The 23,011-nt window shown below is 60.5% G+C and carries 18 protein-coding genes and 1 pseudogene; 14 read left to right on the top strand and 5 right to left on the bottom strand.

From position 1 onward, the window contains the following. Positions 1 to 83: 83 nt before the first annotated feature. The 11 genes and pseudogenes from J8I87_RS01030 to J8I87_RS00985 all read left to right on the top strand — a co-directional run bounded on the left by J8I87_RS01030 (position 84) and on the right by J8I87_RS00985 (position 12,553). Positions 84 to 1,043 carry a hypothetical protein gene (locus tag J8I87_RS01030; RefSeq protein ID WP_209929581.1) on the top strand — a complete coding sequence of 320 codons (960 nt, stop codon included), beginning with the start codon at positions 84 to 86 and terminating at the stop codon, positions 1,041 to 1,043. Next, a complete protein-coding gene (locus J8I87_RS01025; RefSeq protein ID WP_209929580.1) occupies positions 1,036 to 1,500 on the top strand; it encodes a hypothetical protein in 465 nt (154 codons plus the stop codon). The genes J8I87_RS01030 and J8I87_RS01025 overlap by 8 nt, the downstream gene beginning before the upstream one ends. Positions 1,501 to 1,616: 116 nt before the next feature. Continuing rightward, positions 1,617 to 2,375 (top strand): SCO family protein, encoded by a 759-nt coding sequence (locus J8I87_RS01020; RefSeq protein ID WP_209929579.1) that lies wholly within the window; start codon positions 1,617 to 1,619, stop codon positions 2,373 to 2,375. Beyond that, positions 2,372 to 3,322 (top strand): cytochrome c oxidase subunit II, encoded by a 951-nt coding sequence (gene coxB, locus J8I87_RS01015; RefSeq protein WP_209929578.1) that lies wholly within the window; start codon positions 2,372 to 2,374, stop codon positions 3,320 to 3,322. The genes J8I87_RS01020 and coxB overlap by 4 nt, the downstream gene beginning before the upstream one ends. Then, entirely contained in the window at positions 3,303 to 4,925 is a 1,623-nt protein-coding gene (ctaD, locus tag J8I87_RS01010; protein WP_209929577.1) for a cytochrome c oxidase subunit I, read from the top strand. The genes coxB and ctaD overlap by 20 nt, the downstream gene beginning before the upstream one ends. Continuing rightward, complete coding sequence (locus J8I87_RS01005) at positions 4,922 to 5,563, top strand: cytochrome c oxidase subunit 3 (protein ID WP_209929576.1); 642 nt, start codon at positions 4,922 to 4,924, stop codon at positions 5,561 to 5,563. Before ctaD ends, J8I87_RS01005 begins: the two co-directional genes overlap by 4 nt. Then, positions 5,560 to 5,901 carry a cytochrome C oxidase subunit IV family protein gene (locus tag J8I87_RS01000; RefSeq protein WP_209929575.1) on the top strand — a complete coding sequence of 114 codons (342 nt, stop codon included), beginning with the start codon at positions 5,560 to 5,562 and terminating at the stop codon, positions 5,899 to 5,901. The genes J8I87_RS01005 and J8I87_RS01000 overlap by 4 nt, the downstream gene beginning before the upstream one ends. Before the next feature lie 1,633 nt (positions 5,902 to 7,534). Next, positions 7,535 to 7,960 carry a nuclear transport factor 2 family protein gene (locus tag J8I87_RS00995; protein WP_209929574.1) on the top strand — a complete coding sequence of 142 codons (426 nt, stop codon included), beginning with the start codon at positions 7,535 to 7,537 and terminating at the stop codon, positions 7,958 to 7,960. Between the two features lie 80 nt (positions 7,961 to 8,040). Continuing rightward, positions 8,041 to 10,800, top strand: coding sequence for an ATP-binding protein (locus J8I87_RS00990; protein WP_245253616.1), 2,760 nt, complete (start codon positions 8,041 to 8,043; stop codon positions 10,798 to 10,800). A gap of 332 nt (positions 10,801 to 11,132) precedes the next feature. Further along, a pseudogene (locus J8I87_RS44365) lies at positions 11,133 to 11,317 on the top strand (NAD(P)-dependent oxidoreductase); the annotation flags it as partial. A 156-nt stretch (positions 11,318 to 11,473) separates the two neighbouring features. Beyond that, positions 11,474 to 12,553 (top strand): tartrate dehydrogenase, encoded by a 1,080-nt coding sequence (locus J8I87_RS00985; protein WP_209929573.1) that lies wholly within the window; start codon positions 11,474 to 11,476, stop codon positions 12,551 to 12,553. A gap of 26 nt (positions 12,554 to 12,579) precedes the next feature. Here the strand turns inward: J8I87_RS00985 and J8I87_RS00980 are convergent, their stop codons facing one another. The 4 genes from J8I87_RS00980 to J8I87_RS00965 form a co-directional block, all read right to left on the bottom strand. Continuing rightward, positions 12,580 to 13,659, bottom strand: coding sequence for a helix-turn-helix domain-containing protein (locus J8I87_RS00980; RefSeq protein WP_209929572.1), 1,080 nt, complete (start codon positions 13,657 to 13,659; stop codon positions 12,580 to 12,582). Positions 13,660 to 13,900: 241 nt separating this feature from the next. Next, on the bottom strand, positions 13,901 to 14,863 hold the full coding sequence (locus J8I87_RS00975; RefSeq protein WP_209929571.1) for a PDR/VanB family oxidoreductase: 963 nt from the start codon (positions 14,861 to 14,863) through the stop codon (positions 13,901 to 13,903). Positions 14,864 to 15,001: 138 nt separating this feature from the next. Further along, positions 15,002 to 16,474 (bottom strand): NAD-dependent succinate-semialdehyde dehydrogenase, encoded by a 1,473-nt coding sequence (locus J8I87_RS00970; RefSeq protein WP_209929570.1) that lies wholly within the window; start codon positions 16,472 to 16,474, stop codon positions 15,002 to 15,004. A gap of 12 nt (positions 16,475 to 16,486) precedes the next feature. Further along, positions 16,487 to 17,635, bottom strand: a complete 1,149-nt coding sequence (locus J8I87_RS00965) for an aromatic ring-hydroxylating dioxygenase subunit alpha (RefSeq protein ID WP_209929569.1) — start codon at positions 17,633 to 17,635, stop codon at positions 16,487 to 16,489. Positions 17,636 to 18,034: 399 nt separating this feature from the next. Between J8I87_RS00965 and J8I87_RS00960 the strand changes: the two genes are divergently transcribed. From J8I87_RS00960 to J8I87_RS00950, 3 genes are read left to right on the top strand one after another with little or no spacing between them, the layout of a single operon-like run. Further along, positions 18,035 to 19,480 (top strand): purine-cytosine permease family protein, encoded by a 1,446-nt coding sequence (locus J8I87_RS00960; RefSeq protein ID WP_209929568.1) that lies wholly within the window; start codon positions 18,035 to 18,037, stop codon positions 19,478 to 19,480. A gap of 58 nt (positions 19,481 to 19,538) precedes the next feature. Continuing rightward, complete coding sequence (locus tag J8I87_RS00955; RefSeq protein ID WP_409518715.1) at positions 19,539 to 20,657, top strand: porin; 1,119 nt, start codon at positions 19,539 to 19,541, stop codon at positions 20,655 to 20,657. 25 nt (positions 20,658 to 20,682) lie between these two features. Further along, entirely contained in the window at positions 20,683 to 21,624 is a 942-nt protein-coding gene (locus tag J8I87_RS00950; RefSeq protein WP_209929566.1) for a LysR substrate-binding domain-containing protein, read from the top strand. Positions 21,625 to 22,035: 411 nt separating this feature from the next. Here J8I87_RS00950 and J8I87_RS00945 read toward each other — a convergent pair whose 3' ends face one another. After that, positions 22,036 to 22,788 carry a TetR/AcrR family transcriptional regulator gene (locus tag J8I87_RS00945; protein ID WP_209929565.1) on the bottom strand — a complete coding sequence of 251 codons (753 nt, stop codon included), beginning with the start codon at positions 22,786 to 22,788 and terminating at the stop codon, positions 22,036 to 22,038. Positions 22,789 to 23,011 lie beyond the last annotated feature (223 nt).

Here is a 23,011-nt window from a genome sequence, read left to right as displayed (position 1 = left end):
TCTGTATCGGGGCGTGGTCAATTGCGCCCAAGGCGTTGCTTGGCGCGTATCTGGCGACCTGGTGGTTCTGCTGCGGGCTCGTGATGGGCGGGCTCGCGAACGTGTGGGTCCACAATCTGACGGGCGGACGATGGGGCGAGGTGATTCGCGAGCCGTTGCTCGGACTGTCGCGCGTGGTGTGGATTCTGGCCTTGCTTTTCTTGCCGGTGCTGGTCGGCATGCACGATCTGTACTCGTGGGTGCCGCGAGCATCCGCCGGTGCTCAGCGCTGGACCGATGAACTGCCGCCACACAGTGCCTGGTTCAAGAATATCTGGCTGACGCCATGGTTTTTTGTTGTGCGCAGCGTCCTCTATCTGGTTGTCTGGACGTTACTCGCATCGCTTTCAAGGAGCCCGTCGCTGCGGCGCTCCGCGCGCTTTTCAGCTGGGGCGCTGATCGTCTACGGCTTGACGGTAAGCCTTGCGGCCGTCGACTGGGTGATGTCGCTGATGCCGATCTGGTTCTCGAGCGTGTTCGGCATGCTGGCAGGTTTGAGCCAGGCGCTCGCCGGCATGGCGCTCGCGGCGGTGATAGCGACGCGCATGCGTCCTTTGCCGCCGCCCATCATCTTTCGCGACCTCGGCAACCTGCTGCTGATGTACGTCATGACATGGGCTTATCTTGCGTTTACCCAATTCCTGATTATCTGGGCCGAGAACCTGCCGCATGAAATCGCGTGGTACATCCCGCGCACGGAGCATGGCTGGCTTTACGTCGCCTGGTTGCTGGCGGTGTTTCATTTCTTTGCTCCACTCTTGATCCTGCTGTTTCGCAATGCCAAGGAGGCGCCCGCGCTGCTTGGAGCGCTGGCTGCCGGGTTGCTTGCCGCTCATCAGCTCGACGTTTGGTGGACGATCTTTCCGTCTCTGCCGGTTGGCGGGTTGCAGTGGCTATGGAGCGTGCCGCTCATGATCATCGCTTTTCTGATCGCCGGCTATGTGGCGATAGGAAAGGGTTCGGGCACTGCCACGGCCGCCGCCGCGGGGGCTGACTATGTCTGAGCAGCGATCTGAAGCATCGAATGCACCCAACCAGGTGAGCGTCCGTGGCGTGGTGTGGGGCGGCGCGGCGATTGCAATCAGCATTGTGCTTGTGGTGGTGGCAGCATGGTTGCTTTGGCAATGGTGGGGAGCGCCGTCCGGTGCGCCGCCCCACGGCGCGCGCAATGCGGGGAGTGTGACGCAAGTGCCGCCGCCCGCGTTGCAAGGTTCCCCGCGGCAGGAGCGCGCGCATTATCAGGCCGAAAAGCGCAAATTGCTGGAATCGTGGCAATGGATAGACCAGCAACATGGTATCGCGCGTATTCCGATCGAAGAGGCGATGCGCATCATGGCAAGTCAGAACCAAAACCAAAACCAAAACCAAAGCCAAGCCCAAAGCGAAAGTGGAGGCCAAAGCAAGGGTCAAAGCCAAAACCAAAGCTTCGAACCGGCCGATGTGCGCGAGGAGTCCCGATAATGCATCTGCATGGATCGCGATGTACGGGTGGTGAGTCCAGCGCCAGGCGCCGTGTCGGCTCCGTCGTCGCTCGAAGCAGGCGGTGCCGATGGCTACTGCTCCTCGCTCTCGCATGCGTGATCGGCGTGACGCAAGAACGGCCGGCGCGCGCGCAGGCGCTTACGGTTCCTCCGCCGGATCAGACCCGATACGTGCAACGGCTCAACGCGACACTGCCTTTATCCAGCACTTTCACCGACGATAAGGGGCGTCCCACGCGCCTCGGCGCGTACTTTGGCAATCGTCCGGTGGTGTTGGTGCTGGGGTATTTCCATTGCCCCAATCTGTGCAGCACGCTGATGGATGGCGTGCTCGAGAGCCTGGCCGCAATAGACCTGCCGCCGCACGCCTATCGCGTGTTGGGCGTGAGCATTGACCCATCGGAGACGCCCGAGCTGGCCGCCCGCAAAAAGGCTTCTTATGCGCCTGTGCTTGCCAACAGCGGTGTGCAGCTGACTTTACTGACGGGAGCGAAGCCGCAAGTCGAAACACTGGCACACAGCGTCGGTTTCGAATACGTCTATGACCGGGAATTGCAGCAATACAGGCATCCGGCAGGTTTCGTCGTTGCTACACCTGATGGCCGCATTTCGCACTACTTTATGGGCGTTCGCTTCGATCCGCGTGATGTTCGGCTCGCGCTGATCGATGCTTCATCACAACGCATCGGCTCGCCGGTCGATCAGTTGCTTTTGCTGTGCTCGCATTACGACCCGGTGACAGGCCGTTACAGCGCGCAAGTCATGACGGGCGTGCGCGCGTTGTCTCTGACGGTGGTGGCGGCGCTCGGCATCTGGCTGTGGCGTGCGGCGAGAGGCAGAAGGGGCGCGGCATGAATCCCTCCTTTCACCTGTTTCCACCCAGCGCGACAACGGCAAGCGGTCGCTACGATGCACTCTTTGCCGCACAGATCGTTGTATTGCTCACGGTTGCTCTTATCATCGCGATCCTGATTGTGGTCTTTTCGGTTCATTACCGCGCGGGATCGAAGGCCGATCGCAGCAACGCGCCGACGTCCGCCCGCGCGGTCGAAATCGCCTGGACCGTGACGCCGCTCGTGCTTTTTATCGCTACATTTGTCTGGGCGGCCTATGACTTCACGCGACTCTATCGCGTGCCGCCCGATGCAATGCCCGTGTTCGTGGTCGCCAAGCAGTGGATGTGGAAACTGGAGCATGCGAACGGCAAGCGAGAGATCGACGAACTGCACGTGCCGGTCAACAGGCCAGTGCGTGTCGTAATGACTTCGCAGGACGTAATTCACAGCTTTTATGTGCCCGCGTTTCGGATCAAACAGGACGTGGTGCCGGGACGGTACACGACCGTCTGGTTCACCGCGACTGAAACTGGCGAATTCCATCTTCATTGCGCCGAGTACTGCGGCACTGACCACGCCGCCATGGGCGGGCGCATCATCGTGATGCAGCCGGGCGAGTTCGCCGCCTGGCTGGCGCGCGGCAATAGCCAGCCTGGAATTGCCGCGCGCGGCTTCGAGCTGTACCGGCGTTATGGCTGCAGCGGATGCCATGAGGCGCAATCCTCTGTTCATGCGCCCGACTTGCATGGCTTGCTGGGGCGAGACGTACATCTGTCGGATGGCCGGTCGCTGATTGCCGACGAAGCGTACATCCGCGATTCCATTCTGCTGCCGCGCAAAGATGTCGTGGCCGGTTACGAGCCGATCATGCCATCGTTCGCTGGACAGATCGGCGAGGAAGACTTGCTGGCGATCATCGAATACATCCGTTCCACCGGAGGCGACCATGCACGCGCGAGTCAGTGAAGCCGACATGTCGGATTATCTGGAAGGCTCGACGCTGAAGTCGTGGCTGACCACTCACGATCACAAACGCATCGGCTGGCTTTACATGATCTCGATCACGGGATTTTTCTTCGTCGGCGGTGCGGCTGCGGCCCTTATGCGGCTGAATCTCGTCACGCCGCAAGGCCTGCTGGTTTCCGCCGACACCTACAACCGGTTGTTTACCGCGCATGGCGTGATCATGGTGTGGATGTTCCTGATCCCGTCCATTCCTTCCGCGCTCGGCAACTTTCTGATGCCAATGATGATAGGCGCGCGCGATCTTGCCTTCCCGCGTCTGAATCTGCTGAGCTGGTACATATTCGTGGTCGGCGGAGTACTTACGCTGGGCGCACTCTACGCGGGTGGAGTGGATACGGGATGGACCTTCTATACGCCGTTTTCTACGATGTTCTCGCACAGCAACGTGATCATCGCGGTGGCTGGTGTGTTCATTGTCGGTTTTTCGTCCATCCTGACCGGCCTGAATTTCATTGTCACCGTGCACACGATGCGCGCGCCGGGCATGACGTGGTTTCGCCTGCCGCTTTTCGTTTGGGCAAACTATGCGACCTCGATCATTCTCGTGCTGGCCACGCCGGTGCTGGCGATGACGCTCGCGTTGCTCGTCGCTGAACGGCTGCTGCACGTCGGCATCTTCGATCCGGCGCTGGGCGGCGATCCACTTCTTTTTCAGCACCTTTTCTGGTTTTATTCGCATCCGGCTGTCTACATCATGGTGCTCCCGGCGATGGGCGTGGCGAGTGAGATCATTCCGTGTTTCGCGCGCAAGCGCGTTTTCGGCTACCGCTTCATGGCTTATGCGATCCTTGGCATCGCATCGATCGGCTTTCTCGTCTGGGGCCACCACATGTTCGTGTCGGGCCAGTCGATGTACGCGAGCATGGTGTTCTCGCTGCTTTCCTTTCTGGTTGCCATTCCGTCGGCAATCAAGGTCTTCAATTGGACCGCAACGCTCTATAAAGGCCGCATTACGTTTTCCGCACCTATGCTCTATGCGCTCGGCTTCGTTGGCCTTTTCACCATCGGTGGGCTTGCGGGGTTGACGCTGGCCTCGCTGGCATTGGATGTACATTTAACCGACACTTACTATGTCATTGCGCATTTTCACTACATCATGGTCGGCGGCACCGTGATGGCTTACCTGGGCGGTGTCCACTTCTGGTGGCCAAAGATGACGGGACGCATGTACCCCGAAACGTTGGGCCGCGTGGCCGCTCTGATAATATTTTTCGGCTTCAATCTGACCTTCTTCCCGCAGTATCTGCTCGGCTTCGAAGGCATGCCGCGCCGTTACCACGCGTATCCGCCGGAGTTTCAGGTGTTGAACGTCCTGTCGTCGGCCGGTGCCTCAATTCTCGCAGTCGGCTACCTGCTGCCGTTCTGCTATCTGATATGGTCGCTGTTCTATGGCAAGCGTGCGGGCCCTAACCCATGGCGTGCCACCGGCCTCGAATGGCAGACTTCTTCACCGCCGCCGAAGCATAACTTCGAACACACACCCGTCGTTCGGCGAGACGCGTACCAGTACGATCCCGAAACGGGAGAAGAGGCGCCGCAATGACAGATCACGCCGAACAGTTCAATAGCGCCGCTCAACAAGAAGAAGCGTCGATGCTGGGCATGTGGACTTTTCTTGCGACCGAGGTGATGTTCTTCGGCCCGCTCTTCTTCGGTTACCTCTACGGACGCTCACATTTTCCAGAAGGCTTTGCCGCTGCGAGCCGCTACACCGATGTCACGCTCGGCACAATCAACACAGCCGTACTGCTAACGAGCAGCTTACTGATGGCGATCGCCGTGCAGGCACGAAAAGTCGGCGCCGTGCGGCTCGCCGCGCGCATGCTGTTTTTCACGGCCGCTCTTGGCATCGTCTTCCTTGTCATCAAGGGCACTGAGTATTGGAAAGAATGGCATGAGCGCCTGGTGCCCGCGGCGGGATTCGCTTTCCCCGAGCCACGCCATGCCGACGCCGCGCAATTGTTCTTTTTCCTCTATTTCGGCATGACGGGGCTTCATGCACTGCATCTGATCATTGGCGTTGTCATGGTCGTTGGCTTTGCACTCGCCCTCGCGCGCGCTGAGCGCGAGCTTGCGAAGCCTGAGCGCATCGAAGTGGTTGGTCTTTACTGGCATTTCGTCGACATTGTATGGATTTTTCTTTATCCCTTGCTGTACCTCGTCAGCAGGAGTAGCGGATGAATTCGAATGAGGGACACCGGTACAAGGACGATGTCAAGATATGGGTCGCGCTTGTGGCATTGCTGCTACTCACGTTCGGCAGTTCGTACCTGAAGCTGGGCGCGTGGAATAGTGTGCTCAATCTTTTTATTGCCGTGGCAAAAGCGCTACTTGTGGCGATCTATTTCATGAACTTGCGCCGGGCTTCCCCAATTTTGCGCATCGCCTCGGTCACTGCATTACTCATGCTGGCTGTGCTTTTTGGCTTGAGCGGCACGGACTATTCGACGCGAACTGTCCGCGGCACTTCGTGGCAGGCGCCGACGGGGCCGCAAGACGCCGGGGCGGCTGGGTCGTAGGTCTGTCATCGGCCCGACGGCTTCTCGACGCCTTGCGAGCTGCGGTACGATGACATAGTCGACGTCTTTCGTCTCGGCGACGAGCAAAGGTCTGTTGCAGCCTCTGCCTCGTGGGAACGCTTATACCTGCGCTGCTGCGCGGCACAGACGCGCCGCTTCCGATGCCAGGGTGTCGAGCATGGCCTCGTATGACGTGGCAAGTGAGCGCGCCAGGCGTCTCAAGACTTCGGACTCGGCACAAAAATTGGGTCGACGGCTTGCTCTGGAAGAAAATTGCTCGGTTATGAGCGACTGCCGATGGTCGCGCGAATCGGGAATTCAGTCGGGGATAAGCCGGGTTCGATTTTCATTTGTGCCGCTTTGCGCATAGGTGATAAGCGTAAGAGGCGAAGGGCCGGCAGTCTTTGATGGAAAAACATATTGGCAAGCAATCGCTGTTGCCAGTGCCGACGCCTTCCGTACCTACCGTCGTCACGCGAAGCGCAGAAGTGCTGGCACCGACCACCATTTGCACATCTAGCGTGCGGCGCACGTGGCAATCGCCCGCCGAAGCGCCTGGTGGTTCCGCCGAGGAAATGAAGTCATTGCGCACTGCGTTATCGGCGCGCGAGCAGGATCGCGCGCTGTTCGCGTCGCTCAATGAAAGCCACGCGTGTCATCAAGTATTTGGTTTTCCCTTGTCGGCGCTCAGGCGATCTCTCAAATCACGCTGCATAACACGCGGCAAAAGGTTGTTCAGGATTCCTGCCGTAAGACGGCGCGCCCAGCGCTTTCGGAAGCGGAGATCGACTGCGAGCCGCCCGTCGTCGGAGCGCGCGACGCACGCCGATGACCCGCCTCGGCCGCCCGTCACGGTGCCAGTGGACAAATACAACGTTTGGCTGTCTCGTCCCGATAGTTGCCGAGCAGCGTCAACTGCGGCGGACGCAATGTTGCCGTTTGCTTCATTGGTGTCGATGGTCGCGGTTCGCTGTCACGACGCATCGTATACGTAAGCGCCGATGTGAAGAAGACTCGCTGCGGGGAGCACGATGTTGCATCTGGAACATCAATCAAGCGTCTTCAATCATGGCGTCCCAAAGATGATCGGTGATAATCTTGCGTGGTGCTTCGCAGTTATCCGGCGGCAAAGGCTGAAATCCCCGAACTGAGCTTCACGACGAGGCGAGCACACGACCGCTTCGCTGCAGCGTTGTTATGACGATTGTGCAGCAGAACATCGAGTTCGGCGCCGTGCTATCAACTGCGCTCCACAACAGATATGGCTCGCCGCGCAGTGTCACGAACACCCGTCCAGATTTCGAGGGCTACCCATCCTGCGACGAGCCGCCTTGACGTGACATGAAAGACCGCGTCAAACGTGTTGCACCAGCGACGGATGGTTTCGTAACTGGCGGCAACCCGCTCGAACAGTCATGACGGCGGTATAGCTTGTTGAAGACTCCGCATTGTCGACCCATGAGAATGACCAAATTTTCATAATCGTTCAGACGATTATTAGGGAGGAGATTGATTTTGTTAGTCACGAATTCAGCGGACAAATCGCAACCGCTAACATGTGCTAGCGACGTATAGCTGACAGGGTATGCAGAATCGGCGACTATTTGTGCGCCGTTTCGCACAGGGAGACGCGATGTGTGATTTCGAGGATCAAATAGGGAAGAATTCAAAAGCGAACGCACATGTCATCGTCTCGTTTTTGTCGGCATTTAACCGTGCCGACGCCGACGGCATGGGCGCATTATTCAGGGACGATGCGCTCGTCAACGATCAGCTTCGGAATTTCTGGGGACGATCCGCGATTCATGCGTGGATCGCATCCGAAGTCATTGCAGACAACTTGCGGATCGAGGTGCTGCACACCTTCGAGCACTATTGTGTAACGACGATAGTCGGGGCCATTACCGGGACGTTCGACACTAAGGGCTTGCCAAGCCCGCTCATTTTGAATCTGCACTTTTCGATATTCGACGATCGGATAGCGAGGCTTTTTATTTTACTGGACCGGAAAGTCAATACCTCCGCGGATCTGCGCATTCGCGGGCCGAAAATCGTCTGATGAATCCTTGTTGAAAGTGGCGAAGACCAACTGAGTCCGATTCTAAGTGTCATCTATTGAATCACAGAGAGGCCAAGATTTTGAGCGAGACGTTACGTGGTCGCCAGCTTGTCGAAATACCAAACGAAGATATTGCACCAACGAGCTTTTCGTTTGGTCCCTTTTTCCTCTTTCCGGATGCGAGACGCCTTACGTGTCGGGGGCAGCAGGTAAAGATCGGTAGCCGTGCACTCGACATTCTTATTGCGCTTGTACGTGACGCAGGTTTGGTTCTGAGTGCGCGCGATCTGCTGGCGCGAGTGTGGCCCGATACCGTCGTCGAAGCAGGGAGTCTTCGCTTTCATGTCGTCGCATTGCGTAAGGCAATGTCGGATGTCGATCCAGGCGTTACGTATGTGATGAATGTGCCCGGGCGGGGCTATACATTCGTGGCTGTCGTTGCTTCGCGTAGTGAGGCAATCGGGCTGGACCTCGAGCGCAAGACCGCTTTAGTGCCGTGGGGTGGTCAACCAGGACTCCATCATTCCGACACCGCCACGATAGTCGGCCGCAAGCACGAAATAGAGCAGGTCATCAGGCAACTTGCGTGTCGCCGGTTCGTCAGCATTATTGGGGCGGGCGGAATCGGCAAGACAACGGTCGCCAATGCCGTGGTCCGCAAGCTGGCGGATGATTTCGGCGGCAGGGTGGTGTCCATCGATCTTTCCGTCCTTCAGGATTCGGATCTGGTGTCCTCGGCGTTGGTTTCAGCCCTATGCAAAGGAAAGGAAGCGGCGTCGATCAGTGAAGTGTGTGCTTCGATCGGCCGGACCAGGACCCTTGTTTTTCTCGACTGCTGCGAACATGTGATCGATGGCGTAGCTCAGGCGGTCGAGGTGCTCTTCCAAAACGCAACCGGAACTTACATTCTTGTGACCTCGCGCGAAGTGGTCAACGTTGATGGCGAATTTGTGTACCGTCTTCCGCCCCTGGAAGTTCCTCCGCCCGGCGAAACGCTCAACGCGCACGATGCGCTGAACTATTCCGCAATACGACTGTTTGCGGAACGTGTTGCGCAGACGGGATGCAGGTTTGAGTTGACTGACGAAAATACGAAGTTGGTCGGCCGGCTCTGCCGGGAGCTCGATGGCATTGCGCTCGCAATTGAGCTTGCCGCACAGCAGCTACCTACCTTCGGACTCGCGGGAATTCTGGAGCTGGTCAATAAAAAGCGCAGGCTGATGTGGCACGGACGTCGTACGGCCGTGCCCAGACACCAGACACTCGGTGCAATGCTCGACTGGAGTTATAGCCTGCTGACGGAACTTGAACAAGTTTGCTTACGTCGCCTGGCCGTATTTGTTGGAGGGTTCACGCTTGACGCCGCTGTGGCTGTTGCCGGCGCCAACGATATCGATTCAGCGAGGGTGCTGGAAGCGATCAACCAGCTGTCGAACAAGTCGCTCCTCGATGTCCGGTCGCACGATCACGGGGTTCGCTACTTCCTGCTCGATACGACAAGGTCTTATGCCTATTTCAAACTGGAAGACGCCGGCGAACTGAAAGAGATGTGCGCGCGGCATTCGGCTTTTTATGCCGCGTTTTGGCTTCTCGACGATGAGCCCGAGAACGCTTCAGATAGCAGCTTTCCAGAGCTGGGTAATTTGCGTGCAGCGCTTGAATGGGCGCTCATATGCGAACACGACATTTCTCAAGGTTGCAAGCTGGTCGCCTTGTACACGAAATTGCTGTTGAAAAGATCGCTGCTTGGTGAGGCGAGAAAATGGACGGAAATCGCACTATCCAAGCTCGGCGATCTTGAGCCAGGAAGCTTGACCGAACTTGAACTCATCGGTGCTTATGCACAAGCATTGATGTTCACTGACGGTAACACGGAGGATGTACGCACGTCTTATATACGGGGGCTGTCGATCGCGCTCTCGCTCGGCGATGCTGTCCGGCATGACAGGCTACTTTGCGGATTGATTCCGTCGCTGTATCTGATCAGTGATTTTCGTGGAGCATTAGCGTACGCGGAGCAGGCCGTCAAATCGATTATCGCAAGAGGTGAAGACGCGTCAGTCGTGCAATCCATGCTCGGTGTCGCGTCACATATGACCGGCGACATCAAGCGATCGTCTATCGCCTGGGACTCCATCGTTTCGTCTGGAAGAACGAGTCAGGTCTTTACCGTCAAGATGGCGGAATTCGGGGTCGATCCTTTCTTTCGCGCGCTTTGCGGGAGAGCACGGAACCTTTGGCTTACGGGACACTACGCCGAGGCGGAACGTATCGCTGACGAGGCAATCGAAAAAGCCCGCTTCCTTGGGCACCTCGCTACTCAATGTATTACTCTGGTCTGGGCGGGCGAAGTATTCACCTGGATGGAGAACTGGACGAGACTTGCCGGTATTGTGGACGAACTGGAGGTCATCGCGGGAGCGAACGGATTCGTGCCACACCGTCATGCGGCAACCGGGATTCGGGGTCAATTGGCTTGTGCTGACGGCAGATACACGGAAAGTATTGCGATGCTCGAAGCTTGCCTCGATGGCATGAAGAAATGCCTCTACACGATGCCGGTGTCCGCGTTCAGGAATTCACTGGGGACGGCTTTGTGCGCGAACGCCGATACCACGCGCGCGATTCTCGTCTGCGAAGAAGCCATCGAAGCGATTGAAGCCAATGGAGATGAGCTCTATCTGCCAAAACTGCTGATGACCAAAGCCAATGCCCTGCGGATGAGTGGCGACCATGAAGCCGCCATGCTGTGTTTGCGCAATGCGTTACGCGTTGCGAAAAAACAAGGTGCGACGGCATATGAGATTCAGATCAGACGAGCCGGGCGATTCGACGCGTGACGGTTGGCACGCGATAAGGATGCTTGCCAAGCTGGCTGATTGAGAATTGCGAATAGCGCGTCGATTCAGCGGGCGAATGACGCGTCAAACAGTAGAGCAGGGCATGCTCAAATACTTGCGCTGATGCACTAGTGCAAGATGAATGAACGCGTCCTGAGCGATATAGACACCTGATTGTGGGTTTCGCGGCTGTCGGTCGAAGAATACGGTGATGCATGAAGTGCCAGTCATGGCAAGACACGCGATGCGCGAAGTGATTGATAAGGCATCGGCGGGCGAGCGAGATAGATATGCAAAGTAAAGCTTATATTGCGAGGTCGTAGAATTGATCAGCAGCGGACGATGTGTCTTCTGACCAGCCGGCTAAGGTCCTGCTGGATCGCTACTATCCCGGCGTGCCGGCCAAGCAGGCGCTCGGCGAGTTCGAGACGCTGCTCAGCAACGAGAAGCTCAAGCGTCTGCTCGGTGGCGGCTGCAACACTACTGGCGCGTTGAGGCGAAACGCTTCAGCCCATAGGGCAGCGGTGTCGTCACGTGGACATGGCTTTATTCACGATTCGTGTTCAATGTGTCCACGCGTTCGGGGCTTATTTTCGCGGTGATTTGAGGCATTCTTGTACTCGTTGGGCGCGGGTCAATCAGGGCGCGCGCCGTGTCAATGGAGAACAAGGCAATGAGCAGGACATTCAGAATCGCAGCGATTCCTGGCGACGGTATCGGCCAAGAAGTGATGCCCGAGGGCGTGCGCGTGGTTCAGGCGGCGGCGAAGCGCTTCGGTCTGTCGATCGAATTCACGCATTTCGACTGGGCAAGCTGCGACTACTACCTCGAGCACGGCAAGATGATGCCCGACGACTGGTTCGCCACGCTCAAGGGCTTCGATGCGATCTATTTCGGCGCGGTCGGCTGGCCCGACAAGGTGCCCGATCACATTTCGCTGTGGGGTTCGCTGCTGAAGTTCCGCCGCGAGTTCGACCAGTACGTGAACCTGCGCCCGGTGCGTCTGCTGCCCGGCGTGCCGTGTCCGCTCGCCAACCGCAAGCCGGGCGACATCGACTTTCTCGTGGTGCGCGAGAACACCGAGGGCGAGTACAGCTCCGTGGGCGGCAAGATGTTCGAAGGCACCGAGCGCGAGTTCGTGCTGCAGGAGTCGGTGTTCACGCGCCAGGGCGTGGACCGCATTCTCAAGTACGCGTTCGAACTCGCGAACCAGCGCAAGCGCAAGCAGCTCACGGCGGCCACGAAGTCCAACGGCATTTCGATCAGCATGCCTTACTGGGACGAGCGCGTGGCGGCGATGGCGCAGACGTATCCCGACGTGAAGTGGGACAAGCAGCACATCGATATTCTGTGCGCGCGTTTCGTGCTGCAGCCTGATCGCTTCGATGTAGTCGTCGCATCGAACCTCTTCGGCGACATTCTCTCGGATCTCGGCCCCGCATGCACGGGCACGATCGGTCTGGCGGCTTCGGCGAACCTGAACCCCGAGCGCAAGTTCCCGTCGCTGTTCGAGCCGGTGCACGGTTCCGCACCTGATATCTTCGGCAAGCAGATCGCCAACCCGATCGCAATGATCTGGTCGGGCGCGATGATGCTCGACTTCCTCGGCAACGGCGACGCGCAATACAAGGCCGCACACGACGCGATCATGCAGGCCATCGAGAAGGTGCTGGTGGAAGGCCCGCGCACGCCCGACATGGGCGGCACGGCAAAGACTTCCATAGTGGGCGAAGCGGTGGCCGCTGCGCTTTAACGTTCAAACAGCGACGCGGCGCGCAATCAACGTTGCGCCGCGGCCGCGCCGTCTTCGGTGGCGGGCTGCGTGCTCGCCGCCATGTCGGCAGGCTGCGCAGCGCGGCACAGCGCCGTGAGCCACACGTCGTCACCATGCGGCGAGACGCGCGCCTGCCCCAGTTCCACCACCAGCCGCCAGGTATCGTCGGGCAGCGTAGCGCGATAGAGCACCCGATAGTCCGAGCGATGGGCGAGTGCGTCGTTGATGGCGGTTTCCCGCGCGGCGCGGTCTTCCGGGTGAATATGCCCGGAGAGTTCCACGAAATGCCGAGGCACGGCGGCGGGATCGACGCCAAAGATCCGGCACCATTCGTCCGAAACGAGCAACGCGTCCTGATTGCGCTCCCAGCGCCACACTCCGAAACCCGCGATGCGCGCCGCGTCGTTGACCAGTTGCAGGTGCTGCTCCAGCACCGACTCGGCTTCCTTGCGCGTGCTGACGTCGATGGTCGTGCCCACTACCCGCACCGGGCGACCCGCGTCGTCGAGCAGCGTGGCCACGCGCGATTCGATCCAGCGAATACGCCCGTCGGGCAAGATGATGCGAAAGTCCCACACACGCGGCGCCTTGCTCGCCACGAGTTCTTTCATCGCTTCAGCGTTCAGCCAGATCGAGTCTTCGGGGTGCAGGATTTCCCAGAACTCCTCGTTGCTGTGAATTTCGCGGCCATAGAGCTTCTCGCAGTTGCTCGAATAGATCAGCTCATCGGTCACGAGATTCCATTCCCACGTGACGATGCCGGCCAGTTCCTGCGCCTGCTTCATGCGCGCCTCGTTCGACATGATCTCGGCGGTGTAGCGGCGGCGCAGGTCGGTCATGGGCAGCTCGATATTGCCCACGATGCCGAGGTCTTTCACGGCTTCGTCGCCGTAGCGCAGCCAGACCCAGTTCACGTCGAGGAAGGCGGCCAGGCGGCGCAGATTCGAATAGTCGATCTCGCCGCCGCGCGTCCATTTGTGCACGGCGGGTCGTGAAATGCCGACGGCGTCGGCCACTTGCTGCAGGCTCAGCTTCTTGTGCTCGAGCAGCACTTTCAGACGGAACGCGAACGTATCCTCGGACATTCAATTCCCTCTATGACGTATCGCGCGGTTAAGCGGATCGAGCGGATTAAACGGATCAAACGGACAAAATGGACCAAACGGATCAAACAGATCAGGGCAAACCAAGCGAAAAAGGGCGGCATACGCCCCAAGGCCGCCGATCGGCCCGGGCATATGCCGCCGCTGATGGGTGAGGCGCGAGGCCCGCACGCTTCGTCTGCCCGCGTATCTCCTGCTAGTTTAACGGATCGGCCAAAGCCGGTTACAGATCGATCACGAGACGTGGCGTGAGCGAGCGCGACACACACAGCAGAATGGTCTTCTGCGCGGCTTTCTCATCGTCGTCGAGATATTGGTCGCGATGGTCGGCCTCGCCTTCGAGAATCGGCACTTCGCAGGTGCCGCACACACCTTCGCGGCACAGCGTCTCTACTGTCACGCCCGCGCGCTCGATGGCCTTGAGGATGGTCTCATCCTTGCCGACTTCGAGTTCGATGCCCGACTTCTTGAGCACCACAGTGAAACCGTTGCCCGCAATGTCCGTGGCGGCGAACTGCTCCGAGTGCAGTTGCGCCTTCGGCCAGCCGAGCAGCGCGGCGTTCGCGTAGACGGCATCGTTCAGGCCCTGGGGGCCGCACACGTACACATGCGCGTCGGCGGGCAGGCTTTTGAAGAGCTTGAGCAGGTCGAGCCGCTGGCCTTCGCTGTCCACATAGCACCGCGTGCGCTGCGCGTGCGGGCCGGCCTTCAGTTCGTCGACGAATGCGCCGTGCTCAGGGCTGCGGTACGCGTAGTGCAGGTCGAGTTCGAGAGCTTCGGGCGGATGCTCGGCAAGTTGCGCGAGAAACGGCGTGATGCCGATGCCGCCCGCGATGAACACGTGCCGCTTAGCGTCGCCCGCCAGCTCGAACAGATTGGCGGGCGTGCCGATGGCGAGGCGCGTGCCCACCGCCACCTTCTCGTGCATGAACGCCGAGCCGCCGCGCGAGGCTTCTTCACGGCGTACGGCAATCTGATACTGGCGCGTGTCGTGCGGCGAGCTTAGCAGCGAGTACGCGTTGTGATGCCATTGCTCGCCATCCTGCATTGAAACGAGTACGTGGGCGCCGCCGCTGAACGACGGCAGCGGCGCGCCATCGGGCAGGGCCAGCGTGAAGCGCTTGATGAGCGGAGTGAGTTGCTCGACGGCGACGACGTCGACAGTGATCGATTCGCGGGCGTTCATGTTGCCTTCCTTTACCGCAAGCCGCGTGGTGCGCAGCGCGGGGTTGCCTGGTTTTTGCCCGGTGTTTGGCTCACAGGCAATTGGATTCTTGATTCGGAAAAAAGCGCGGATGCAGTGCGGACCGCATCCGCGCGACGGTCAGCGCGCAGCCTGACTATTCACGCCGGCCATGCAGAGGTACTTGATCGACAGATAGTCTTCGATGCCATACTTCGAGCCCTCGCGGCCGATGCCCGACTGCTTCACGCCGCCGAAAGGCGCGACTTCGTTGGAGATGAGCCCTGTGTTGATGCCGACGATGCCGTACTCGAGTTGCTCGGCCACGCGCCAGATGCGGCCGATGTCGCGGCTGTAGAAGTACGCGGCGAGCCCATAGATGGAATCGTTCGCGAGCTGCACGACCTCAGCGTCGCTCGAAAAGCGCACGATCGGCGCGACCGGTCCGAAGATCTCTTCGGAGAGCACGGCCATGCCGGGCTTCGCGTCGGCGAGCACGGTGGGTGCGTAGAAGTTGCCGCCGCGCGCGTGCGGCGCACCGCCCGTGACCACGCGCGCGCCTTGCACCACGGCATCGCGCACGAGGCCATCGACCTTGTCGCGTGCCGCTGCCGTGATGAGCGGGCCGATATGCACGCCCTCGGCAAAGCCGTCGTCCACCTTGAAGGTGGCCACGCGCGCCGCGAAGCGCCGGCAGAATTCGTCGTACACGGAATCGTGCACATAGAAGCGGTTCGCGCAAACGCAGGTTTGGCCCGCGTTGCGGTACTTCGAGAGGAGGGCGCCTTCGATGGCGGCGTCGAGATCCGCGTCCTCGAACACGATGAACGGTGCATTGCCGCCCAACTCCAGCGAGACCTTCTTGACGGTGTCCGAGCACTGGCGCATCAGCAGGCGGCCGACTTCCGTCGAGCCCGTGAACGTGAGCTTCTTGACGAGCGGGCTCGACGTCATCTCGAGGCCAATCTCGCGCGACTTGCCGGTGACGATATTGATCACGCCCGGCGGGATGCCCGCCTGTTCAGCGAGCGCGGCGAGCGCGAACGCGGAGAGCGGCGTCTCGTTGGCGGGCTTGATGACGATGGTGCAGCCGGCGGCCAGCGCGGGCGCGGCCTTGCGGGTGATCATCGCGGCCGGGAAATTCCATGGCGTGATGGCGGCGCACACGCCCACCGGCTCTTTGGTCACGACGAGCCGCTGGTCTGGGTTCGGGCTCGGAATCACGTCGCCGTCGATGCGCTTGGCCTGCTCGCCGAACCATTCGATGAAGGAGGCCGCGTAGGCGATTTCGCCGCGCGCTTCCGCGAGCGGCTTGCCTTGCTCGCGCGTCATGATTTCAGCGAGCGCGTCCTGGTTCGCCATGACGAGTTCGAACCAGTTGCGCAGCAGGCGCGCGCGCTCCTTCGCGGTCGTTGCGCGCCAGGCCGGGAAGGCGCGGTGCGCCGCCTCGATGGCCGCGCGCGCTTCGCCCGCACCCATGTTCGGCACACTCGCGAGCCGTTCTCCCGTGGCGGGGTTGTGAACGTCGAGCGTGGCGCTGTCGTCGGCGCTGCGCCACTGGCCGTCGATATAACCCTGCTCGCGCAACAGGCTGGGGTTTTGCAATGCGTTCAAGGTAGCCTCCCGTCAGTCCTGGTACTGCTGCGCGAGCAGATTGTGGAAGTGCGCGATGCCGTGCTCGCTGACGCCGCTGCGCTGCTTGTCGACCATGATTCGGCCCTGGCCGCGATAACCGCGCGACTTCAGGCCCTTCTGCACGCTTTCCACGAGACGCAGGTCTTCCGGACGGAACACCGTGCGATACCACTCGATCAGCTTTTGCTGCTCTTCGGTCGGCTCGTCGTTCAGGAAGTAGATGTCGTAGTGCTGGAGCGTGACTTCGGCGCTCACCGGGAATTCGTAGATCACCGTCATGAAGTCGCTGCCCGGCGGCACGTTGAACATCGTGCACGGCCAGGCCCAGTAGCCGCTGAAGCTCGGGTCTTTCACCGAAGGGTCGAGCTTGAACGAGCGCTCCGACGACTGCGCGTGGCCGAACTGCAGCGTCCAGTTGCCGTGCAGCGTGTGCGTGTACTGGTCGACCTTCACGGAGTCCGAGAAGCCGGGGTGCGCCGGGCCGCAGTGGTAGCACTCCAGGTAGTTATCGACGATCGACTTCCAGTTGGCGGGCGTCTCGCTCACGAAGCGGGCGGCCAGCTTGAGGTCGTCGATCACGAGGCACGCACGTCGCAGGCTCGCTTCGAGGCCGGGCAGTTGCGCTTCGACCGAGTCGGCATCCGGGTTCAGATTGATGAACACGAAGCCCGCGTATTCCTCCACGCGCACCGGCACGAGGGTTGAATTTTCCTTGTCGAACGACTCGACGTGATCGCAGTTGTTGGCGTGCGCGAGCGCGCCGTCGAGCTTGAACGCCCAGGCGTGATACGGGCAGGTGATGACATTCTTTGCCTTGCCGCTGCCTTCGAGCAGCTGGTGGCCACGGTGCGGGCAGACGTTGTAGAACGCGCGCAGCACCTTGTCCTTGCCGCGCACGAGCAGAATGCTTTCGCCGATCACCTCCCGGGTCACGTAGGCGTTCGCGTCGGCCAGCTCGCTGCGGTGCGCGACGCAGATCCACGCGTCTTCGAAGATCTTCTTCTCTTCCGCCTTGTAAACAGCCTCGGACGTGTAGAAGCTCGCCGGGATGGTCCAGGCGAGATCCGGGTTGGCGCAGAAGTCGGCCGGGAGCGTGGGAGATTCAGCTTTCTTGTGGAATTCGATCGGGAGGTAGGTCATGAGGGTCCGCCGCACGGGAGAAAATTAACTAGCAGTTACGTAAAAACTATGGGTTAACGAAAATATAGAAGAAAATCGGGCGACGGTGGATCAGGGTTATCCCTCAATTGATGCATAAAAGCGCGCCGGTGTAGCGCGCCAAGCGTATCTTTCGTGTCTGGAGTCCGCTGAAAATTGATCGGCGCCAACCCAGCGGAACTTTTGGCTAGGCGTCAATAGGAGAATGCGATAGTGCGACGAAACCCTCCATGCGGCGTACTATCGTTAACTGAGAGTTTTACATTAACTGTAGGATAACTCGCCGTGTCCGGAAACTGGAACTCCTGGTATCGGGGCCGGCGAGCAAAGCGCAACCGCGTCGTGCGGGGCCGCTTTCGCCACCCCACAACTGGAGGAGACATGTCCCAAGAGGCAATCGCCGAAGCGTTGGCCAAAGAGCCATCGCGTGCCAAATCGCGGATCGAGTCACGCTCGATCGACTACGTGCCGCTCGCCGAACGCAAGGGCAAGGCGTGGCACCTGTGGCCCGTGTGGTTCACGGGCGATGCCAATCTCGCGACCGTCGCCGCTGGCGCGATCGGCATTAGCATGGGCGGCAACCTGCTGTGGAGCGCGATCGCCATCGTGCTCGGCAACGTGCTCGGCACCTTCTTCATGGCGTTCCATTCGAGCCAAGGGCCCCAGCTCGGCCTGCCGCAGATGATCCAGTCGCGTCCGCAGTTCGGCTACATGGGCGCGCTGCTCGTGTGGGTGGTCGCGCTGGTCACCTATATCGGCTACAACTCGTTCAATCAGCTCATGGCGGGGCAGACCGCGCATCATCTGCTCGGGACCGAGCCGCATATGAGCTACATCGTGTTCACGGTGATCTCGGTCGCGCTCGCCGTGTTCGGCTACGATCTGATTCACAAGGCGCAACGCTGGCTCGCGCTCGCGCTGCTCGTCGCGCTCACGGTGTTCAGCGTCGGCATCTGCGTGAAGGTGCAGTTTCCGGCTGGCCAGTTGAGCCTCGCGGGCTTCAAGACCACGCCGTTCCTCGTGCAGCTCTTCTCGGCGGCGGCGTATCAGCTTTCGTGGTCCATCTACGTTTCGGACTACTCGCGCTATTTGCCGCCCAATACGGGCGTGCGCGCCACTTTCTGGTGGACCTTCCTTGGCGCGTTCATTGGGGGCGCGTGGATGATGCTGGTGGGCACGGCGGCCGCGGCGCTCAACGCGCAGATCGAGATCGCGGACGCGGTTCAGCGCGCCGGCGACATGATTTTTCCGGGCTTCGGCACCGTCACACTGCTGCTCTCGCTGCTGGGTTTGCTTGCCATCACAGGGCTGAATTTCTACGGCGCGTCGCTCACGCTGCTCAGCATCACGGACTCGTTCAAGCCGCTCAAATCGAACGCCACGAAGCGCGTGGTGAGCCTCGTCGTGGTGGCGCTGATCGCGACGTCGCTCGCGTTCTCGGCGTCGGACAACTTCATGGGCAAGTTCGGCGATTTCCTCGGCATTCTCGGCTATCTGTTCACGCCGTGGACTGCGATCAACCTCGTGGACTTCTTTATCGTGCGCCACTCGCACTACTCGGTGCGTGAGATCTTCAACCCGCGCGGTATCTACGGCCGCTGGAACTGGCGCGGCCTGACCGCGTACGCGGTGGGCTTCGTCGCCATGATTCCGTTCTTCAAGACGGAAATCTACAGCGGCCCGGTCGCCAAGGCCTTGGGCGGCACCGATATCGCCATGCTGGTGGGGCTGCCGGTTGCCGCGCTGGTCTACCTGTGGGCGTGCCGTTCGCTCGACATCGAAAAGGAACGCCGGCTCGTGCGCGAAGCGGACCGTGGCCTGAACTGATCCCGCCTCCAGAACGAACAGCGACATGAACTCGAAGAATCAAGCGCGGCTCGCCGCGATGTATGCGGCTGTGCTCACGCTCGCCGCACTCCCGATGGCGGCGTGTGCGCAAAGCAGCGTGACACTTTACGGCGTGCTCGATGCGGGCGTCACCTACGTTTCCAACACAGGCGGCTCGCACGTAGTGAAGTTCGACGACGGCGTGACGTACGCCAACCGCTGGGGCCTGATGGGCACGGAAGACCTCGGCGGCGGGATGAAGGCTGTCTTCAGGCTGGAAAGCGGCTTTCACCTGGCGAACGGGGCGATCTCGAACGGCGGCTCGCTTTTCGGCCGGACCGCTTACGTCGGTATCCAAAGCGATTGGGGCACGCTCACATTCGGCAATCAGTTCGACATGACGCGGGAGATGGTCTACCTGTACAACGTGTCGGCATGGGCAAGCGGCTATGCGATCAATCAGGGCGACTTCGACCGCATGAACGGCGATCACTTGCCCAACGCCGTGAAGTTCATGTCGAACACGTACGGTGGCTTTCAGTTCGGCGGCATGTACTCGTTCAGCAATACGCCGGGCGACTTCCACACGGGCAGCGCGTGGAGCGTGGGCGCGCAGTACCAGCATGGCCCATTCTCGATCGGCACGGCCTATACCCAGCTCAATAATCCATCGGGTATTTACGCCTTCGACCCGTACAACATGATTGGCGTGCGTTCGTTCTTCGGCAGGCCGACGGTGAGCGTCGATCCCGCCACGGGTGCGGTCACTTCGCTCTATGCGGATACGCCGTTCCCGGTGGACAAGCAAGGCGCGTTCGGCGTGGGCGCGAGCTACGCGATCGGCAACGTCACGCTGATGGGCGCCTTCACCTATACGGAAATCAAGGCGTTTGGCGAGAGCGAGCACATGCAGGTCGCCGAAGGTGGCGCGAACTGGCAGGTCACGCCCGCGATGAGTCTCATCGGTGGCTACCAGTACACGCACTTCGACGGCCATCACTGGAACCAGCTTTCGGCAGGCATGCATTACCTGCTGTCCAAGCGCACGGACGTCTATATTTCGGGCGACTGGCTCTCCGCGTCGCAAGGGGTGGACGCGGTGATCGGCTACAGCTTCACGCCGTCTTCGACCACGACGCAGGCGGATGTTCGCATCGGCATGCGACATAGCTTCTGATCATGCATCGCTCGCGCGCCACGCCATGAATCTGCCTGTTTCCCCGGAACTCGACGACTTGCGCGTTTTCTGCACGGTCGCCCGCAAGGCGAGCTTCAGCGCGGCAGCCGAAGCGCTTTCTGCTTCGGCTGCCTACGTGAGCAAGCGCGTGGGCGTGCTCGAAGCGAGCCTCGGCACCCGGCTGCTGCACCGCTCGACGCGCCGCGTTGCCATCACGGCGGCGGGCGAGCGCGTGCTCGCATGGGCCGAAAAAATCCTCGACGATGTGGATCACCTCGTCGAAGACGTCTCCAGTACGCGCAGCGTTCCGCGGGGCACGCTGCGTGTTTCCAGCAGCTTCGGCTTTGGCCGCCAGTTCGTTGCACCGGCGCTCGCGGCATTGTCCGACAGCTATCCACGGCTCAATGTGCGGCTCGACCTGTTCGACCGCGTGGTGGATGTCGCGGCCGAAGGCTTCGATCTCGACGTGCGGATCGGCGATGACATTGCGGGGCATCTGATTGCCAGACAGCTCGCGGCGAATCATCGTGTGCTGTGCGCCGCGCCCGCTTATCTCGCGCGTCACGGCATGCCCGAAAGTATTGCCGATCTCGAGGCGCACGCTTGCCTCGCGATCAAGGAGCGCGACCATCCATTCGGCGTCTGGCGGCTCGACGCCGGCGGCGAGACCGTGCCCGTGAAGGTCACCGGTCCGCTCTCGACCAATCACGGTGAGGCGGCGGTGCAATGGGCGCTGGCGGGGCGGGGCATCGTGCTGCGTTCGGTCTGGGACGTGCAGCCTTTGCTCGATGCGGGACGCCTGAAACGTGTGCTGCCCGAAGTCACGCAGCCGGCCAACGTGTGGGCCGTTTTTCCAGAGCGGCTCGCGCAATCGGCGCGAGTGAAAGTGTGCGTGGAGTTTCTCGCCGACGCATTTGCACAGATGCGCATCGGCGAGGGCGAGGAACTGCCCGAATACACTGAATGAAACGAGGAGTTCGATGACAGGAGCGGCACGCGTTCGCGAGTTACTGGACCGGCGTCGCAAAGGCTGATGGATCGGCGCAATTGCCATTGCCAGCCGCTTCAAGCCGTTTGGCGTCCTGCTTGCGCTGCCTGCCAGTGCCGTTCTTGCCTTGGCGTTGCGCGGACTGCGTCGCCGATACCTCACGAGTGCGCTCTACCGGGGGTGTGACGACGTATTGCCCAGCGTCCGCTGTGCAACGCGTTTCCAGAAGATTCGGTGACTGCGGGTTCCGGACAAATACTTTCGTTGGACGAACCTCCTGAGCTAAATAGACGTCCGGTCTGCGCAGGAGAAGGGCAGCATGCGGGTCTCAGTCAACGCCCGTGCTCCGTCTCAGCCGTCGCGGAGGCCAGCAAGCGGCGCCAAGCCATTTCAGGCGGTTGCGTCCTGCGGCGCCGCGGGCAGCGGACGGTGGGCGATCCTTTCCGCCTCCAGCCGTGCGAGACCGAACGCCTGCAGGACGATGGCCGCGGTACTCTCGGCAAATTTCTCGGCCCTGGACCGGAGGATCTTCCGGGTGGGAACCGCCCGCCTGGACGACATTGAGAGGTCAAGTTCAGCAGCGATACCCGCGAGAACGGTGCCAATCACCGAGATAACGCACATCAATTCATCCGCCATCACAAAGCGCTTCTCGGCCATGCCTCTCTCCGCATCTCGCAGCAGCCGCTGACCAAGACCCCTGCTGAGCGCACGCGCAGACAGTCCTTCGCGTATCAGTAGTTGCCCCCAGACCGGCTCGCGGCAGGCGCGCAAGAGTGTATGGCGCACGCAAACAGCGATGACCTCCGCCGGGTCGGCCAGTCCACTGGCGAGCTGATCAAGCGTATTGGCGAACTCCTCGAAGAGCCAGTCAACCAGCGCAGCGAAGATCCCTTCCTTCGAGTCGAAGTGGTTATAGAACGACCCGAATCCCACGTCGGCGGCGTCCGTAATCTCGTTGATCGTGACGCCGTCCATTCCTTTCTCGGCTACGAGCCCGAATGCGGCATCGAGCAGGCGGACGCGTGTCTCGGCCCTGCGTCGGGCCAGCCGGGGCGACCGCGCTGCCATGGGCTCACGACCCTCGATTGGCGTCTTGACGGTTTGCCTGCGAGCCGGGCGCGGATGAGGGACATCTGGCATGTTGCCTCCAATCTCTGTTTGTTCAGATTTTAGATTTAAATCTCATGATTGACAAGTTAATCAGTAATGGGTCTAATGTCATCCGCGCGCCGGCCGCAGAGAAAAGAGGGAACCCCGGCATGACACGAAGGGGAAGGTGGATCCGGCGAAGACGTCCTGGACGGGCTGGCAGACACCTGCCTCAATCCGCGGACACCGTGCATTTCTATCTGGATTCATCACC

It is taken from the genome of Paraburkholderia sp. LEh10, assembly GCF_017814945.1.
Taxonomy (GTDB): Bacteria; Pseudomonadota; Gammaproteobacteria; order Burkholderiales; family Burkholderiaceae; genus Paraburkholderia.
Note: the sequence above shows the minus strand (reverse complement) of the source record. Positions and strands in the feature narration are given on the sequence as shown.

What these genes read in the sequence shown, in the direction of transcription:
- J8I87_RS01030 (WP_209929581.1), top strand. Translation starts at nt 84, where the DNA reads ATGGGCGGGCTCGCGAACGTGTGGGTCCACAATCTGACGGGCGGACGA.
- J8I87_RS01025 (WP_209929580.1), top strand. Translation starts at nt 1,036, where the DNA reads ATGTCTGAGCAGCGATCTGAAGCATCGAATGCACCCAACCAGGTGAGC.
- coxB (WP_209929578.1), top strand. Translation starts at nt 2,372, where the DNA reads ATGAATCCCTCCTTTCACCTGTTTCCACCCAGCGCGACAACGGCAAGC.
- ctaD (WP_209929577.1), top strand. Translation starts at nt 3,303, where the DNA reads ATGCACGCGCGAGTCAGTGAAGCCGACATGTCGGATTATCTGGAAGGC.
- J8I87_RS01005 (WP_209929576.1), top strand. Translation starts at nt 4,922, where the DNA reads ATGACAGATCACGCCGAACAGTTCAATAGCGCCGCTCAACAAGAAGAA.
- J8I87_RS01000 (WP_209929575.1), top strand. Translation starts at nt 5,560, where the DNA reads ATGAATTCGAATGAGGGACACCGGTACAAGGACGATGTCAAGATATGG.
- J8I87_RS00995 (WP_209929574.1), top strand. Translation starts at nt 7,535, where the DNA reads ATGTGTGATTTCGAGGATCAAATAGGGAAGAATTCAAAAGCGAACGCA.
- J8I87_RS00985 (WP_209929573.1), top strand. Translation starts at nt 11,474, where the DNA reads ATGAGCAGGACATTCAGAATCGCAGCGATTCCTGGCGACGGTATCGGC.
- J8I87_RS00980 (WP_209929572.1), bottom strand. Translation starts at nt 13,659, where the DNA reads ATGTCCGAGGATACGTTCGCGTTCCGTCTGAAAGTGCTGCTCGAGCAC.
- J8I87_RS00975 (WP_209929571.1), bottom strand. Translation starts at nt 14,863, where the DNA reads ATGAACGCCCGCGAATCGATCACTGTCGACGTCGTCGCCGTCGAGCAA.
- J8I87_RS00965 (WP_209929569.1), bottom strand. Translation starts at nt 17,635, where the DNA reads ATGACCTACCTCCCGATCGAATTCCACAAGAAAGCTGAATCTCCCACG.
- J8I87_RS00960 (WP_209929568.1), top strand. Translation starts at nt 18,035, where the DNA reads ATGTCCCAAGAGGCAATCGCCGAAGCGTTGGCCAAAGAGCCATCGCGT.
- J8I87_RS00955 (WP_409518715.1), top strand. Translation starts at nt 19,539, where the DNA reads ATGTATGCGGCTGTGCTCACGCTCGCCGCACTCCCGATGGCGGCGTGT.
- J8I87_RS00950 (WP_209929566.1), top strand. Translation starts at nt 20,683, where the DNA reads ATGAATCTGCCTGTTTCCCCGGAACTCGACGACTTGCGCGTTTTCTGC.
- J8I87_RS00945 (WP_209929565.1), bottom strand. Translation starts at nt 22,788, where the DNA reads ATGCCAGATGTCCCTCATCCGCGCCCGGCTCGCAGGCAAACCGTCAAG.